The sequence below is a fragment of the Pseudomonas sp. SH10-3B genome, from assembly GCF_019891415.1.
Classification (GTDB): domain Bacteria; phylum Pseudomonadota; class Gammaproteobacteria; order Pseudomonadales; family Pseudomonadaceae; genus Aquipseudomonas.
In genome coordinates, this window is sequence record NZ_JAFLXD010000016.1 from 48,080 (window position 1) to 63,972 (window position 15,893).

A 15,893-nucleotide genomic window follows, 5' to 3' on the forward strand; every position below is an offset into this window, starting at 1 on the left:
ATAGGTTCATCGCAGGACATAACAAGAACGAATGCCTAGCAGGAGAGCCGTATGAAGCAGACGCACTACGTGGCCCGCGAGCCCGATGCGCAAGGTTTTATCCACTACCCGCCGGAAGAACACGCGGTGTGGAACACCCTGATCACCCGTCAGTTGAAGGTGATCGAAGGCCGCGCCTGCCAGGAATACCTGGATGGCATCGACAAACTCGGCCTGCCCCTGGATCGCATCCCGCAACTGGGTGAAATCAACCAGGTGCTGGCTGCCACCACCGGCTGGCAAGTCGCCCGCGTGCCGGCGCTGATTCCCTTCCAGACGTTCTTCGAATTGCTCGCCAACAAGCAGTTTCCAGTGGCGACCTTTATTCGCACCCGCGAAGAACTGGATTACCTGCAAGAGCCGGATATTTTCCACGAGATCTTTGGCCACTGCCCGCTGCTGACCAACCCGTGGTTCGCCGAGTTCACCCACACCTACGGCAAGCTCGGCCTCGCGGCCAGCAAGGAGCAACGGGTGTACCTGGCGCGCCTGTACTGGATGACCATAGAGTTCGGCCTGGTGGATACCCCCGAAGGTCGGCGTATCTACGGTGGCGGGATTTTGTCGTCACCCAAGGAAAGCGTGTACTGCCTGTCGGACGAACCCGAGCACCAGGTCTTCGACCCGCTGGAAGCGATGCGCACCCCGTACCGCATCGACATCCTGCAACCGCTGTATTTCGTGCTGCCCAACCTCAAGCGCCTGTTCGAAGTAGCGCAGGAAGACATCATGGGCATGGTCGAACGCGGGATGCAGCTTGGCTTGCACGCCCCCAAATTTCCGCCCAAACCAAAAGCTGCTTGAACTGCGTCTTTTAAGGCCAGGTGAGTCTGTTCCCTGGCCCCGCGTTGCTTTAGGGTGACGCCACTGACCTTCACCTATTCGAATTCAGGACACCGACCATGACCACCTTGAACCAAGCCCACTGCGAAGCCTGCCGCGCCGATGCCCCTCAAGTCAGCGATGAAGAGTTGCCGGTGCTGCTCAAGCAGATCCCCGACTGGAACATCGAAGTGCGCGACGGCGTGATGCAGCTGGAAAAGGTTTTCCTGTTCAAGAACTTCAAATTCGCCCTGGCCTTTACCAACGCCATGGGTGAAATCTCCGAAGCCGAAGGCCATCACCCGGGCCTGCTCACCGAATGGGGCAAGGTGACCGTGACCTGGTGGAGCCACTCCATCAAGGGCCTGCACCGCAACGACTTCATCATGGCCGCGCGCACCGACGAAGTGGCCAAGGACGCCGAGGGCCGCAAGTAATGCATTTCGATGCCATAGGCCGGGTACCCGGCGACCCTATCCTCGGGTTGATGGACCTGTATGCCCAGGACAGCAACCCGAACAAGTTCGACCTCGGCGTGGGCGTGTACAAAGACGACCAGGGCCTGACGCCGATTCCCCATTCGGTAAAACGCGCGGAGCAGCGCCTGGTCGACACCCAGGCCACCAAGACCTATATCGGCGGCCACGGCGATGCAGCCTTCGGCACGCTGATCAGCGAACTGGTGCTGGGCGCCGACTCCGCCCTGCTGCGCGAACACCGTGCCGGCGCGACCCAGACCCCAGGCGGCACCGGCGCCCTGCGCTTGAGCGCCGACTTTATCGCCCACAACCTGCCCGGCCGTGGCGTGTGGTTGAGCGACCCGACCTGGCCGATCCACGAAACCATCTTTGCCAAGGCAGGGCTCAAGGTCAGCCACTACCCGTACGTGGGCGCGGATAACCGCCTGGATGTGGCGGCGATGCTGGCGACGCTCTCCACCGTGCCCAAAGGCGATGTCGTGTTGCTGCACGCCTGCTGCCACAACCCGACCGGGTTCGACCTGTCCCAGGATGACTGGCGCCAGGTGCTGCACATCGTGCGCGAACGCCAGTTGCTGCCGCTGATCGACTTCGCCTACCAGGGCTTTGGCGACGGCCTGGAGCAGGATGCCTGGGCGGTGCGCTTGTTTGCGGCTGAACTGCCGGAAGTGCTGGTCACCAGCTCGTGCTCGAAGAACTTCGGCCTGTACCGCGACCGTGTCGGCGCCTTGATCGTGTGTGCGGCGGATGCCGAGAAGCTGACGGATGTACGCAGCCAGTTGGCGAATACCGCGCGCAACCTGTGGTCGACGCCGCCGGATCATGGTGCGGCGGTGGTCGCGACCATCCTCGGTGATGCCGAACTGAAAAAGCAGTGGAGCGAGGAAGTCGAAGCCATGCGTGCGCGAATCGCGCAGTTGCGTTGCGGACTGGTGGAGGCGCTGGCGCCCCATGGCCTGGCTGAGCGGTTTGCGCATATTGGGGCGCAACGCGGGATGTTTTCCTACACCGGTTTAAGCGCTGAGCAGGTCAAGCAACTGCGCGAGAAGCACAGTGTGTATATGGTCAGTTCGGGGCGAGCTAACGTGGCGGGCATTGATGCGACACGTCTGACGCTCCTGGCCGAAGCCATCGCCGACGTATCCCACTGACGAAACCGGGACTGAAAATGTGGGAGCAAGCCCCCTCCCACATTTTGACCCCCCCCCCTCAGCTGGCGACCATCTCGGCTTTCAGCAGCGCCTCTTTCGCCTGCGCATCCGCCAAGCGATACAACTCGATGCTCCCGTCCCAGTGCTCGATCAACGCCGTGCACGACTCCACCCAATCCCCGCAGTTGAGGTAATCCACCTCGCCCACTTTGCGGATCTCCGCATGGTGGATATGCCCGCACACCACGCCATGCAACTCGCGCTTGGTCACTTCGTGGGCGATGGCTTCTTCGAAATCACTGATAAAGCTCACGGCGGTTTTGACCTTGTGTTTCAGATACGCCGACAGTGACCAATAGCCATAGCCGTACCGCGCACGCCAGTGGTTCAACCAGCGGTTCAAGGTGAGGGTGAACTCATAGGCCGAGTCGCCCAGGAACGCCAGCCAGCGGTGGTAACGGGTGATCACATCAAACTGGTCGCCGTGGATCACCAGCAGATGACGGCCATCGGCCGTCACGTGCACCGCCTCGTCCACCAACTGGATATTGCCCAGGATCAGCTTGGAGTAGCGGCGCAGGAATTCGTCGTGGTTACCGGTGACGTAGATCACTTCGGTGCCGCGCTTGGCCATGGTCAACAGCCGGCGGATCACGTTCGTATGGGCCTGAGGCCAATACATGCCGCCGCGCATTTTCCAGCCGTCGATGATATCGCCGACCAGGTAGACCTTGTCAGCGTGGTAGCCCTTGAGGAACTGCGATAGGTGTTCGGCCTGGCAATCCCGGGTGCCCAGGTGCACGTCGGAAATCCACAGGGTACGAACCCGCTGCTTACGGCTGGGCTTGGTGAACTCGGCACTGGTCATGGGCATCCCTCGACGCTGTTTTCGCGAGCTTGCGCCTTGGCGATTAATAGCCCATGACAGTCGTGCGTCAGTCTGATGACAACGCTCACTGGCCGCGAAGCGTTGTAGACTGGCAACCCTGCTGCCCAGGAGACCGCGATGACACCGTCGCTCACGCTACGCCACTACCTCGAAGCGCCCATCGCCCACAGCCATGACCATGCGCAGTTGGTGTTCGGCCTGTCCGGTCATCTGGACCTGGAAGTCGATGGGCGTGGCAGCCAGGTGCGTGAAAGCAGCGTGATGGTGCTGCCCTTCTGCGCCCACCATGCCTGTGGCAGTCGCGATGGCAGCCGCTGCCTGGTGCTGGATGTGCCCACGGAGCATTGGGTCCTGCAATCCTTGGGCGAACATGCGGATGCCAGCCGCCGCCTGCTTGACCAACCGGTCCGCCTGGCCCTGGATGCCCGGCAACACCAACTGGTGCAATGGCTGGCGCACAGCCCGGTGGAAGACCCACTGATCGTCCAACAGGGCGCGGTGCTGTTGCTGGCCAGCCTCAATCATCCGCAGGCCCCGCAGGTGCCGGGCCGGCGCCTGCCGTATGCAGCGTTCAATGGGCATATCGAAAAGCATCTTGCCCACCCCCTTCAAGTCGCCGACCTGGCCCGCATCGCCGGCCTGTCAGCGGCGCGCCTGCATGCGCGGTTCATGGCCGAGTGCGGGCAGACGCCCATGGACTACATCCGCAGCCGTCGCCTGCAACTGGCCTTGAAACTGCTGCGCGAGACGCCGCTGCCCATCGGTGAAATCGCCGAGCGGGTTGGCTACACCTCACAAAGTGCCTTTGCCGCCGCCATGCTTCGCGAATTTGGCGCCTCTCCCGGTGCGTTGCGGCGCGCCACGTAGGGCGAGCCTTGCGCTAAAAATCGCGAGTCGCACGACAGACGCACGCACCAGCACCCTCTAGACTGCGACCCTGTCACTCCCGTTGGTTCAAGGATCGCAATGACTCCCCGTTCAGCCCTCGGCGCCCTGCATATCGGCGCATTGATGTTTGGCCTTACCGGCGTCTTCGGCAAGCTGGCGGCGGCCTCGCCGGCCATCATCGTCTTCGGTCGCGCCGCGTTTGCCGTGATTGCCCTGGCAGTGTTTGCGCGCTTCGCCAGCAACGCCCCCTGGAAAACCCTGGCGCTGCAGGACTGGCGTCGCCTGCTGGTCAGTGGCGTGTTGCTGGCGGCGCATTGGGTGACGTTCTTCATTGCGGTCAAGGTGGCCGGTGTGGCCGTCGCCACGCTGGGGTTCACCGCATTCCCGGCGTTTACCGTGATCCTCGAAGGGCTGATCTTCCGCGAGCGCATTCGCGCCAATGAAATCGTACTGGTGGCTCTGGTCACCGTTGGGTTGGTGCTGGTCACGCCGGACTTCAACCTCGCCAGCGAAGCCACTGGCGGCCTGCTCTGGGGCATCGCCTCGGGGTTGCTGTTTTCCTTGTTATCGCTCAATAACCGCGCCAGCTCCGGGCGCATCCCTGCCGTACAGGCGGCGCTTTGCCAAAATGTGGTGGTCGCCCTGTGCCTGCTGCCCGTGGCTGCGCCGGGGTTGGCGGATGTGCGTGCGCTGGATTGGTTGTGGATCGGCCTGCTTGGGGTGTTCTGTACCGGTCTGGCCCATAGCCTGTTTGTCGCCAGCCTCGCGGTGATCAAGGCGCGCACCGCTTCGGTGGTGTTTGCCATGGAACCGGTCTACGGCATCACCGTGGCCTGGCTGCTGTTTGCCGAGACGCCGACCTTGCGCATGTTGTTGGGCGGCGCGTTGATCATCATCGCCATCGTGCTTTCAGGGCTCATGGGCAGTGCCAGCCAGGCCAAGCAGCCCGCTGCAACGGCCTGATCTATACTTTAAACATCCGCAACAGTCAGCCGTCGTTAAACGGATAAAGACTCCTCGACGACAGCCATGGTGTTTTCTGCAGTTGCTGCAAGCGAGTGGTCACTCCATCAACGCTATGCAGGGGTTACATCATGGAAATGCTCATCAGCTTGCTGGTTCAGATCATCAGCGGCGCCGTCGGCGGCAACTTGGCCGGCATGACCAAACAGAGCCTGGGCACCGGGCTCAATACCTTTCTCGGCGGCGTCGGCGGCCTGGTGCTCGGCCAGATTGTCTCGGCACTCACGGGCACCTCCGGCGGCGAAGCCCTGGATGTGGCAGCGGTCGGCAGCAATATCGTCGGCGGCGGTGTCGGCGGCCTGGTGCTGACCTTGGTCGTGGGCTTTATCAAGAGCAAAATGGCCGCCAAATAGCGGCGCATCCAGGGGTCACCGTCCTGCAGCGGCGGTGGCCTTCATTGGGTACGATCGTTGTGGCCCAGGTCGCGTTGCGGGTCGATCTGGTCACGCACGCGTTGCTTGAGCACCTTGGCTTCAGGGAAGCCGCCGTCGGCCTTGCGCTCCCAGATCTGCACACCCTCGCAGGTGATGCGAAACGTCCCGCCGGTTGCCGGTTCCAGCGACACTTTGCCCAGGTCCTCGGCAAACGTACTCAACAGCTCCTGCGCCAGCCACGCGGCGCGCAGCAACCACTGGCACTGGGTGCAATAGGTGATGACAATCTCGGGTTTGCTCGGCGACATAATTTGAGAGGTTCCTGGCGTAACGGGCTCGGCGGATCGGATGGCTATAATACCGGCCTTTATCGCCCAGCTTCGAGAGTCATGATGCGCCGCCTGTTGTCCTGCCTGTTCCTCTGCCTGATCCCCCTGATTGCCGATGCCGTTGAACCGCCACGCCCTAAAGTCGGCCTGGTGCTGTCCGGTGGTGCCGCCCGAGGCCTGGCGCATATCGGTGTGCTCAAGGCCCTGGAGGAACAGGGTATTCATATCGATGCGATTGCCGGCACCAGCATGGGCGCGGTGATTGGCGGGCTGTATGCGTCGGGCTACAAGATCGATGAACTGGAAAAACTTGCGCTGGGCATCGACTGGCAACAGGCGCTGTCCGACGCACCGCCACGGGAAGACGTGCCGTTTCGACGCAAGCAGGATGACCGGGATTTCCTGGTCAAGCAGAAGCTGAGCTTTCGCGATGACGGCAGCCTCGGCCTGCCCCTGGGTGTGATCCAGGGCCAGAATCTGGCGCTGCTGCTGGAAAGCATGTTCGCCCACACCAGCAACACGCGTAATTTCGACAAATTGCCAATCCCCTTCCGCGCCGTGGCCACCGATATCACCACCGGCGAGAAAGTCGTGTTCAGCAAAGGTCATTTGCCCCAGGTGATCCGCGCCAGTATGTCGATTCCGGCCGTGTTCGCGCCGGTGGAGCTGGATGGCCGGCTGCTGGTGGATGGCGGCATGACCGATAACATCCCACTGGATGTGGCGCGCGAGATGGGCGTGGACATCGCCATCGTGGTCGACATCGGTACCCCGTTGCGTTCACGCAAGCAACTGGCAACGGTGGTGGATGTGCTTAACCAGTCCATCACCCTGATGACCCGGCGCAACTCCGAGGAACAACTCAAGGCCTTGCATCCCAAGGACGTCCTGATCCAGCCGCCGCTGGCCGCCTATGGCGTGACGGACTTCGGCCGCGCCAAGGACATGATCGATGCCGGCTATCGCGCCACCCGCGCCCTCGACGTTCGCCTGGCACATTTGCGCCCCGCCGAACCGATCGACCCGCAACTGGTGGCCGCGCGCACCCCAGGCGAACGCACCCCGGTGATTACCGCGATCAAGGTGGAGAACGACTCGAAAGTCAGCGACGACGTGATCCGCTACTACATCCGCCAACCGTTGGGCGAACCGCTGGAGCTTGGCCGCCTGCAGACCGACATGGGCACTTTGTACGGCCTGGATTACTTCGAGCAGGTGCAATACCGCGTGGTGAAAAAGGGCCAGGACAACACCCTGGTGATCAGTGCACGCGGCAAACGCAGCGGTACAGACTACCTGCGCCTGGGCCTGAACCTGTCGGACGATATGCGTGGCGACAGCGCCTTCAACCTGGGCGCCAGTTACCGTATGAATGGCATTAACCGTCTCGGCGCCGAGTGGCTGACGCGGGTGCAGATCGGTGATCGGCAAGAGCTGTACAGCGAGTTCTATCAGCCGATGGATACCGGTTCGCGCTATTTCGTTGCCCCTTATCTCAGCGCCCAGGCACAGAACGTCGAGCTGATCCTCGATAATGACCCCATCTCCGAATACCGCTTGGAACGCTATGGTTTCGGCCTGAACGTGGGGCGCCAGATCGGCAACAGCGGCGAGATCCGCTTCGGTGTCGGCGAGGCCTGGGGCAAGGCGGATGTGCGCATCGGCGACCGCGACCTGCCAAGTGTGAGCTTCAGCGAAGGCTTCTATGAACTGAAGTACTCCTTCGACTCCCTGGATAACGTGTACTTCCCTCACAGCGGCGAGGATATCGGCCTGGCCTTGCGCGAATTCGAACCGGGGTTGGGCTCGGACCAGCGCTATCGACAATGGGAATTCAAGCTGGACAAGGCCATGAGCCACGGTCCGGACACGCTGGTGCTGGGCGGTCGCTACGGGCGCACCCTGGATGATTCGGACGTGGTGATTTCCAGCTTCCTGCTGGGCGGTGCGCGGCAGTTGTCGGGCTTCCGCCAGGATGCGATTTCCGGGCAGAACATCAGCTTGATGCGCGCGGTGTACTACCGTCGGCTCACACCGCGCTCCTACCTGCCGCTGGATTTCCCGCTGTACCTGGGCGCGTCCCTGGAACGGGGTCGGGCATGGAACAACGACAATGAATTCGACAGCGGCTATATCAACGCCGCGAGTATTTTCCTGGGGTTTGATACGCCGCTGGGGCCGCTGAATTTCAGCTATGGGTTTAATGATGATAATCAGAAGGCGGTGTATCTGAACCTAGGGCAAACCTTCTAACCACCCCCGTTCACACTCGCAGCTGTCGAGCCCCGGCGAGGTTCGACAGCTGCTACCGGGGACGAATCAGGACTTTTCCAGGTTCGCCAGGATGTGCCCATGCACCCGCATGCAGACACGCATATCTTCTTCGTCAACACCGACAAACAGCTCGTGACGCAAGGCGGTGGCGATAGTCTCGATCTGCTCGATCAACGGTTTGGCAGTGTCACACAGCAGGATGCGCTTGGCGCGACGGTCTTCCACCACGGCCTGGCGTTGCACCAGGCCCTGGCCTTCGAGGCTGTCGAGCAAACGGGCCAGGGTCGGCCCTTCTACACCGACGCTTTGCGCCAGCTCGCGCTGAGTGGGGGCTTCTTCGAAACGGGCCAGGTGCAGCAGCACCAGCCAACGCGCCTGGGACAGGCCCAGCCCGGCCAAACGGCGGTCGAGCTCAGCGCGCCAACCTCGGGACATTTGCGCCAGTTGCATGCCAAAACGGTGTTGATCGGTTAACGGCATAAAAAACTCATGGTTTAGACTGAAAATAAAGTATGGCTAATTATTAGTCAGCTAAGCATGAGCCATGTCACTAGGCAAGACTTGCTATGTACTGATTCGTTACATTGTCGTAATTGGCACACTAAATTTCGAATTCAGACTGCAAAGCGGCCCGCACGCAATACAAAACCCCTTCAGGAACACGCCCGGCAAACAGCGGTGCGATCTCCGCAACCGGTGGCAATTCGCCTTCTCCGTCAAGGAATGCATCCTGGATTTCGCCGAGCAGATCTTCCGGCAAATCAAGGGCCTGCTCCAGGGACAACTGCTGCTTGCCGATGGATTCGGCCAGTAAGGTGTAGACGTTTTTCTCCGAGCATTGCAGTTGGCCGGCGATCTGGATCGGGGTCATGCCGGCGCGTGCCAGGCTGATCAGTTCGTGGCGAATATCGGCGATTTCCTTCGGTGCTTCGGCCTGGCCACCGAGCACTTCGAGGAACGCCTGACCGTAGCGCTCCAGCTTACGCGCACCCACGCCGCTGACCCGGGCCATTTCGGCCATGGTGGTGGGCTGCTCGCGCAGCATTTCCAGCAACGTGGAGTCGGGAAAAATAACGTACGGCGGCACGCTGTGTTCCTGGGCCAGCTTGCGTCGCAGGGTACGCAGGGCTTCCCACTGTTCGCGCTCTTCGCCCCGCACAAGCTGGCTGGCCTGGCTGGTGCTGGTCTTGGCGGTCGTTTGCGGTTTGAGGTCGCGGCGCAGCTCCAGGCTCACCTCGCCCTTGAGCAAGGGCCGGCAGCTGTCGTTCAGGCGCAGGCCGCCATACCCTTCGATATCGATGTCCACCAGGCCACGCGCGACCATCTGCCGGAACAACGAACGCCACTCACCTTCGGCACGGGCCTTGCCGACGCCGTAGACCGAGAGTTTTTCGTGGCCGAAGCTGCGTACTTTTTCATTGTCCTTGCCCAGCAGCACATCCACCAGATGGCCTACGCCATAACGCTGGCCGGTGCGGTAGATCGTCGAGAGTGCCTGACGGGCCGGCTCGGTGGCGTCCCAGGTCTGTACACCATCAATGCAGTTATCGCAGTGGCCACACGGTTGCGGCATGTCCTCGTCGAAGTACGCCAGCAAGGTCTGGCGGCGGCAGCGGGTCTCTTCACACAGCGAGAGCATCGCGTCGAGCTTGTGCTGCTCCAGGCGCTTGTGGCGCTCATCGCCTTCGGAGTTCTGCAGCATCTGCTTGAGCATCACCACGTCCTGCAGGCCATAGACCATCCAGGCATCCGCCGGCAGGCCATCACGGCCGGCACGGCCGGTCTCCTGGTAATAGGCCTCAAGGGACTTGGGCAGATCCATATGCGCCACGAAGCGCACGTTGGATTTGTCGATGCCCATGCCGAACGCGATGGTGGCCACCATGATCAGGCCTTCCTCGTTGAGGAAGCGTTTCTGGTGGGCAGAGCGCGTTTCGTTGGGCAGGCCGGCGTGGTACGGCAGCGCCGGGTAGCCCTGTTCGCAGAGGAATGCGGCCACTTCATCGACCTTCTTGCGCGACAGGCAATAGACAATGCCCGCATCGCTGCGCCGCTCGGAGAGAAACGCCAGCAACTGCTTGCGCGGCTGCTCCTTGGGCACGATGCGGTAGAAAATATTCGGCCGGTCGAAGCTCGACAGGAAACGCTCAGCGTTCTGCAGGTGCAGACGCTCGACGATTTCTTCACGGGTGCGCTTGTCGGCGGTGGCGGTCAGGGCGATGCGGGGAACGTCGGGGAACAGCTCCGCCAGTTGCCCGAGCTGCAAGTATTCGCGGCGGAAATCATGCCCCCATTGCGATACGCAGTGGGCTTCGTCGATGGCGAACAGGGCGATTTCCAGGCTCTGTAAAAACGCCAGCATGCGCGGTTGCACCAGGCGCTCAGGGGCCAGGTAGAGCATCTTCACTTCACCGCGCTTGATCCGCGCGGCCAGGTCGCGCTGCTGCTCGGCACTGAGGGTAGAGTTCAAGGCGGCGGCAGCCACGCCGAGCTCTTCCAGGGTCGCGACTTGGTCGTCCATCAACGCGATCAGCGGCGACACCACTACTGCCAGCCCGTTGCGCAACAACGCCGGCACCTGGAAACACAACGACTTGCCGCCGCCGGTAGGCATCAGGACCAGGGCATCGCCCCCCTTGGCCACGCGCTCAATGATCGCACCCTGGCGGCCACGAAAACTGTCGTAGCCGAAGATGTCCTTGAGGACGCGTTGAGCCTGATCGAGCATGTATAACTCCAACAAAATAGTGCCGAAATCCCTCTGTACAGGCTGGCCGAAAAAATGCGGCGTCACGGAAAATAATCCGTAAGCGAAGTTTTCTCGGTCTGGCGCTTGACCTGCAGGGGCATCACAAAACGCGGCAGTATACCCGAGCGTCATCCGGCAAAGGGCGCCGCTGACGAATTGCAGCCTGTCTCAAAAACCTGGCAAATATGCATGCCGACTGGCTTGGGCGCGCAAGAAAGCCTAGAATTCAGCATCGTTTATTCCCAAGGTAGTCCTTCAATGTCCTTCGCTGAGCAACTAACCCGCCTGCAAGCCTTCCTCGACGCCGATGAGCTGCATGACGAGGCGCTGGACTACGTGGCCGCCCACGGCTACCTGACCGCCCTGTCGATCTGCTCCGATATCGTTCCCGACCGTGAATGGATCGACGCGCTGTTCGCCGAAGAACCGCATTACGCCGACGCCGCCCAGCGCGAAGAAATCGAAGCCACCCTGCTGGCCCTCAAGGCCCACATCGGTCGTCAACTGGCCTCCGATGAGGAGTTCGAACTGCCGTGCGAGCTGGACCTGGGTGAAGACCCGGACGACTCCGACCTGCGCGGCTGGTGCATTGGCTTTATGGAAGGGGTGTTCCTGCGCGAAGCGGCCTGGTTCGAATCCGCCGAGGAAGAAGTCAGCGAAATGCTGCTGCCGATCATGGTCGGTTCGGGGCTGTTTGAGGAGGAAGCTGAGTTTTCCGATATCGCCGCCGACGCCAACCTGATGGACGACATGATCGTTCAGATCCCGGAAGCCCTGACCGCGCTGTACCTGCTGTGCAACGCCCCTGACGAAAAACCGGCGATCCTCAAGCCACGCCACCACTGAGTCGCTTGCCCGTGACACCCATGGGCAATCGCTCGCTGCTCCTGCGCTACGTGCTGCTGGCCATCGGCTGGCTGAGCGTAGCGTTGGGAGTAATCGGTATTTTCCTGCCGGTATTGCCGACCACGCCCTTCCTCCTGCTCGCCGCCGCCTGCTTCGCTCGCAGCTCCCCGCGTTTCTACCAGTGGCTGGTGGAACACCCGCGCCTGGGCCCCTGGATTCGTGATTATCTGGATGGCAACGGCATCCCGCTCAAGGGCAAGGTCTACGCCATCGGCTTGATGTGGTTGAGTATCGGTTTTTCCTGCTACCTGGTGCCATTGCCATGGGCCCGCGGGTTCATGCTGACCAGCGCCGTGCTGGTGACAATCTACATCCTGCGCCAGAAAACCCTGCCACCGCGCTAAACGCCCACTGCGACATTAGATCCCACACGACCTTGGTCGACACTGACTAACCCCAGGCATCATGCGAGACTGTCCAACCGGGCCTGGAATGCCTGGGTGTTCTTATGCTCGGAGTTACCATGACGCTGTCCAGCGGGCTGATCGCCGCCGTTGCCCTGGCCTATATGGCCATTATGTTTGCCATCGCCTTCTACGGCGACCGTCGCCGTGCGCCATTGCCGCCGCGTATGCGTGCCTGGGTGTACAGCCTGTCGCTGGCAGTTTATTGCACCAGCTGGACCTTCTTCGGCGCCGTAGGCCAGGCCGCCGAACAACTGTGGGCGTTTTTACCGATCTACCTGGGACCGGTGCTGTTGCTGGTGCTGGCACCCTGGGTGCTGCAGAAGATGATCCTGATCAGCAAGCAGGAAAACATCACCTCCATCGCCGACTTCATCGCCGCACGCTACGGCAAATCCCAGTCCCTGGCGGTGGTGGTCGCGCTGATCTGCCTGGTGGGCGTGCTGCCCTATATCGCCCTGCAACTCAAAGGCATCGTGCTGGGGGTCAACCTGCTGATCGGTGCTGGCGCGGACACCAACGGCACCCGAGCGCAAGACACCGCCTTGATCGTGTCCCTGGTACTGGCGCTGTTCACCATTGTGTTCGGTACGCGCAACCTCGACGCCACCGAACACCACCGTGGCATGGTGTTGGCGATTGCATTTGAATCCCTGGTCAAGCTGTTCGCGTTTCTCGCAGTCGGCGCGTTTGTGACCTACGGCCTGTACGACGGTTTCGGCGACCTGTTCAGCCAGGCGATGCTCGCGCCACGCCTGGAGGAATACTGGAAGGAAACCATCAACTGGCCATCGATGGTGGTGCAAACCGGTGTCGCCATGATGGCGATCATCTGCTTGCCTCGGCAGTTCCATGTGACAGTCGTGGAGAACATCGACCCCCAGGATTTGCGCCTGGCCAAGTGGGTATTCCCGGCCTACCTTATTCTTGCCGCACTGTTTGTAGTACCGATCGCCCTGGGCGGCAAAATGATGCTGCCCGGCTCGGTGCTGCCGGACTCCTACGTGATCAGCCTGCCCATGGCCGAGGCTCATCCGGCCCTCGCCGTACTGGCGTTTATCGGCGGCGCGTCGGCGGCCACCGGCATGGTGATCGTGGCGAGCATTGCCTTGTCGACCATGGTCTCCAACGACATGCTGCTGCCCTGGCTGCTGCGCCGTTCCAGCGCCGAGCGACCGTTCGAAGTGTTCCGCCACTGGATGCTGTCGGTGCGCCGGGTCAGCATCGTGATCATCCTGCTGCTGGCGTATGTCAGCTACCGCCTGCTGGGCTCTACTGCAAGCCTGGCGACCATCGGCCAGATCGCCTTTGCCGCCGTGACCCAACTGGCCCCGGCCATGCTTGGCGCGCTGTACTGGAAACAGGCCAACCGGCGTGGCGTGTTCGCCGGGTTGGCGGCCGGTACGTTCCTGTGGTTCTACACCTTGGTCCTACCGGTTACGGCGAAAAGCCTGGGCTGGTCTCTCGCCCTTTTCCCAGGACTGACGTGGATGCATTCGCACCCGCTGGGCTTGTCCGTCACCTCACTGACCTTGGGCACGGTGTTCTCTCTGGCAGGTAACTTCACGCTGTTTGTGTGGGTGTCGATGCTGTCGCGTACGCGCGTGTCGGAACACTGGCAAGCCGGGCGCTTTATCGGCCAGGAAATCAGCCAGCGCGCCAATGCCCGCTCAATGCTGTCGGTACAAATCAGTGACCTGCTCAGCCTGGCCGCGCGTTTTGTCGGTGAAGAACGCGCCCAGCAGAGCTTTATCCGCTTCGCCTATCGCCAAGGCAAAGGCTTTAACCCCAACCAGAATGCCGACAACGACTGGATCGCCCACACCGAGCGATTACTGGCCGGTGTCCTCGGCGCCTCTTCGACCCGCGCCGTAGTAAAAGCCGCCATTGAAGGGCGGGAAATGCAGCTGGAGGACGTCGTACGCATCGCCGACGAAGCGTCGGAAGTACTGCAATTCAACCGCGCGTTGCTGCAAGGCGCCATCGAGAACATCACCCAGGGCATCAGTGTGGTGGACCAGTCCCTCAAGCTGGTGGCCTGGAACCGACGTTACCTGGAGTTGTTCAATTACCCCGACGGGCTGATCAGCGTAGGCCGACCGATTGCCGACATCATTCGCTACAACGCCGAGCGCGGTTTATGCGGGCCGGGCGAGGCCGAAGTGCATGTGGCGCGCCGCCTGCACTGGATGCGCCAGGGCCGCGCGCATACATCCGAGCGCTTGTTTCCGAATGGGCGGGTGATCGAGCTGATCGGCAACCCGATGCCGGGCGGTGGTTTTGTCATGAGCTTCACCGACATTACCGCGTTCCGCGAAGCCGAGCAGGCCCTCACCGAGGCCAACGAAGGCCTTGAACAACGCGTGACCGAGCGCACCCACGAATTGTCGCAGCTCAATGTGGCGCTCACCGATGCCAAAGGTGTGGCCGAGTCCGCCAGCCAGTCGAAGACCCGCTTCCTCGCGGCGGTCAGCCATGACCTGATGCAGCCGTTGAACGCCGCACGCCTGTTCTCCGCCGCCCTCTCCCACCAGAACGACGGCCTGTCCAGCGAAGCCCGGCAACTGGTGCAGCACCTGGACAGCTCTCTGCGCTCCGCCGAAGACCTGATCAGCGACCTGCTGGATATCTCGCGCCTGGAAAACGGCAAGATCAATCCGCAGCGCCAGCCGTTTGCACTCAATGAGTTGTTCGACACCCTCGGCGCCGAATTCAAGGCCCTGGCACAGGAGCAAGGCTTGCGCTTCCGTCTGCGCGGCAGCCGCTTGCGCGTCGACAGCGACATCAAGTTGCTGCGGCGGATTTTGCAGAATTTCCTGACCAACGCTTTCCGCTATGCCGACGGCCCGGTGCTGCTGGGTGTACGCCGGCGCAAGGGCGAACTGTGCCTGGAAGTCTGGGACCGTGGCCCGGGCATCCCGCAGGATAAACAGAAGGTGATCTTCGAAGAGTTCAAACGCCTGGACAGCCACCAGACCCGCGCCGAGAAAGGCCTGGGCCTGGGCCTGGCGATTGCCGACGGCCTGTGCCGGGTACTGGGCCATCGCCTGAGCGTGCGCTCATGGCCCGGCAAGGGCAGCGTGTTCAGCGTGCGCGTGCCGCTGGCGCGCAACCAGGCCAGCCCACAGGTCAAAGCCGTACAAGAAAACGGCCTGCCCATGAGCGGTGCACAAGTGCTCTGCGTAGATAACGAAGAAAGCATCCTGATCGGCATGCGCAGCCTGCTGACGCGCTGGGGCTGTGAGGTGTGGACCGCCACCGATCAAGCGCAATGTGCAGCGTTACTGGCGCAAGGCATACGCCCGCAACTGGCGCTGGTGGATTACCACCTTGATCACGGTGAGACCGGTACGGAGTTGATGGGCTGGCTGCGCGCACAACTGGCGGAGCCGATTCCCGGCGTGGTCATCAGCGCCGATGGCCGCCCGGAGATGGTGGCCAAGGTGCATGCAGCGGGGCTGGATTACCTCGCCAAGCCGGTGAAGCCAGCCGCGCTGCGGGCGCTGCTGAGTCGACACTTACCTCTATAAACCGAATGTCCCAAGTCAAAATGTTGCAGGGGGCTT

General features: G+C 61.8%; 14 protein-coding genes. 10 read left to right on the forward strand and 4 right to left on the reverse strand.

What is annotated here, in order from left to right:
- Positions 1-51: 51 nt before the first annotated feature.
- The 3 genes from phhA to J1G35_RS14410 all read left to right on the forward strand — a co-directional run bounded on the left by phhA (position 52) and on the right by J1G35_RS14410 (position 2,491).
- Positions 52-843, forward strand: coding sequence for a phenylalanine 4-monooxygenase (phhA, locus tag J1G35_RS14400; RefSeq protein WP_053133187.1), 792 nt, complete (start codon positions 52-54; stop codon positions 841-843).
- A gap of 98 nt (positions 844-941) precedes the next feature.
- Positions 942-1,298 carry a 4a-hydroxytetrahydrobiopterin dehydratase gene (locus J1G35_RS14405; RefSeq protein ID WP_010208721.1) on the forward strand — a complete coding sequence of 119 codons (357 nt, stop codon included), beginning with the start codon at positions 942-944 and terminating at the stop codon, positions 1,296-1,298.
- Entirely contained in the window at positions 1,298-2,491 is a 1,194-nt protein-coding gene (locus J1G35_RS14410) for an amino acid aminotransferase (protein WP_223015248.1), read from the forward strand. The genes J1G35_RS14405 and J1G35_RS14410 overlap by 1 nt, the downstream gene beginning before the upstream one ends.
- 58 nt (positions 2,492-2,549) lie before the next feature.
- Here J1G35_RS14410 and J1G35_RS14415 read toward each other — a convergent pair whose 3' ends face one another.
- A complete protein-coding gene (locus J1G35_RS14415) occupies positions 2,550-3,359 on the reverse strand; it encodes a UDP-2,3-diacylglucosamine diphosphatase (protein WP_053133181.1) in 810 nt (269 codons plus the stop codon).
- Between the two features lie 138 nt (positions 3,360-3,497).
- Between J1G35_RS14415 and J1G35_RS14420 the strand changes: the two genes are divergently transcribed.
- From J1G35_RS14420 to J1G35_RS14430, 3 genes are all read left to right on the forward strand, one after another.
- Positions 3,498-4,247 (forward strand): AraC family transcriptional regulator, encoded by a 750-nt coding sequence (locus J1G35_RS14420; protein ID WP_223015249.1) that lies wholly within the window; start codon positions 3,498-3,500, stop codon positions 4,245-4,247.
- 99 nt (positions 4,248-4,346) lie between these two features.
- Complete coding sequence (locus J1G35_RS14425; RefSeq protein ID WP_053133175.1) at positions 4,347-5,231, forward strand: DMT family transporter; 885 nt, start codon at positions 4,347-4,349, stop codon at positions 5,229-5,231.
- Positions 5,232-5,362: 131 nt separating this feature from the next.
- Positions 5,363-5,644, forward strand: coding sequence for a hypothetical protein (locus J1G35_RS14430; RefSeq protein ID WP_053133172.1), 282 nt, complete (start codon positions 5,363-5,365; stop codon positions 5,642-5,644).
- A 41-nt stretch (positions 5,645-5,685) separates the two neighbouring features.
- On the opposite strand, the gene J1G35_RS14435 is transcribed toward J1G35_RS14430, so the two are convergent.
- Positions 5,686-5,973, reverse strand: coding sequence for a SelT/SelW/SelH family protein (locus tag J1G35_RS14435; RefSeq protein WP_053133169.1), 288 nt, complete (start codon positions 5,971-5,973; stop codon positions 5,686-5,688).
- Between the two features lie 84 nt (positions 5,974-6,057).
- Between J1G35_RS14435 and J1G35_RS14440 the strand changes: the two genes are divergently transcribed.
- Positions 6,058-8,247, forward strand: a complete 2,190-nt coding sequence (locus tag J1G35_RS14440; protein ID WP_053133165.1) for a patatin-like phospholipase family protein — start codon at positions 6,058-6,060, stop codon at positions 8,245-8,247.
- A gap of 66 nt (positions 8,248-8,313) precedes the next feature.
- Here the strand turns inward: J1G35_RS14440 and J1G35_RS14445 are convergent, their stop codons facing one another.
- Together J1G35_RS14445 and recQ are read right to left on the reverse strand one after the other, a co-directional pair.
- The gene (locus J1G35_RS14445; protein ID WP_053133162.1) at positions 8,314-8,748 is read right to left on the reverse strand and encodes a MarR family transcriptional regulator; all 435 of its coding nucleotides are present in this window, start codon (positions 8,746-8,748) and stop codon (positions 8,314-8,316) included.
- 121 nt (positions 8,749-8,869) lie between these two features.
- Positions 8,870-10,996, reverse strand: coding sequence for a DNA helicase RecQ (recQ, locus tag J1G35_RS14450; RefSeq protein WP_053133159.1), 2,127 nt, complete (start codon positions 10,994-10,996; stop codon positions 8,870-8,872).
- 279 nt (positions 10,997-11,275) lie between these two features.
- On the opposite strand from recQ, the gene J1G35_RS14455 reads away from it, so the two are divergent.
- The 3 genes from J1G35_RS14455 (at position 11,276) to J1G35_RS14465 (ending at position 15,857) form a co-directional block, all read left to right on the forward strand.
- Positions 11,276-11,863: a YecA family protein gene (locus tag J1G35_RS14455; protein ID WP_223015250.1), complete on the forward strand. Its 588-nt coding sequence runs from the start codon at positions 11,276-11,278 to the stop codon at positions 11,861-11,863.
- 20 nt (positions 11,864-11,883) lie between these two features.
- Positions 11,884-12,267, forward strand: a complete 384-nt coding sequence (locus J1G35_RS14460) for a YbaN family protein (protein WP_027603821.1) — start codon at positions 11,884-11,886, stop codon at positions 12,265-12,267.
- Between the two features lie 119 nt (positions 12,268-12,386).
- Positions 12,387-15,857: a PAS domain-containing hybrid sensor histidine kinase/response regulator gene (locus J1G35_RS14465; RefSeq protein ID WP_223015251.1), complete on the forward strand. Its 3,471-nt coding sequence runs from the start codon at positions 12,387-12,389 to the stop codon at positions 15,855-15,857.
- Positions 15,858-15,893: the final 36 nt, after the last annotated feature.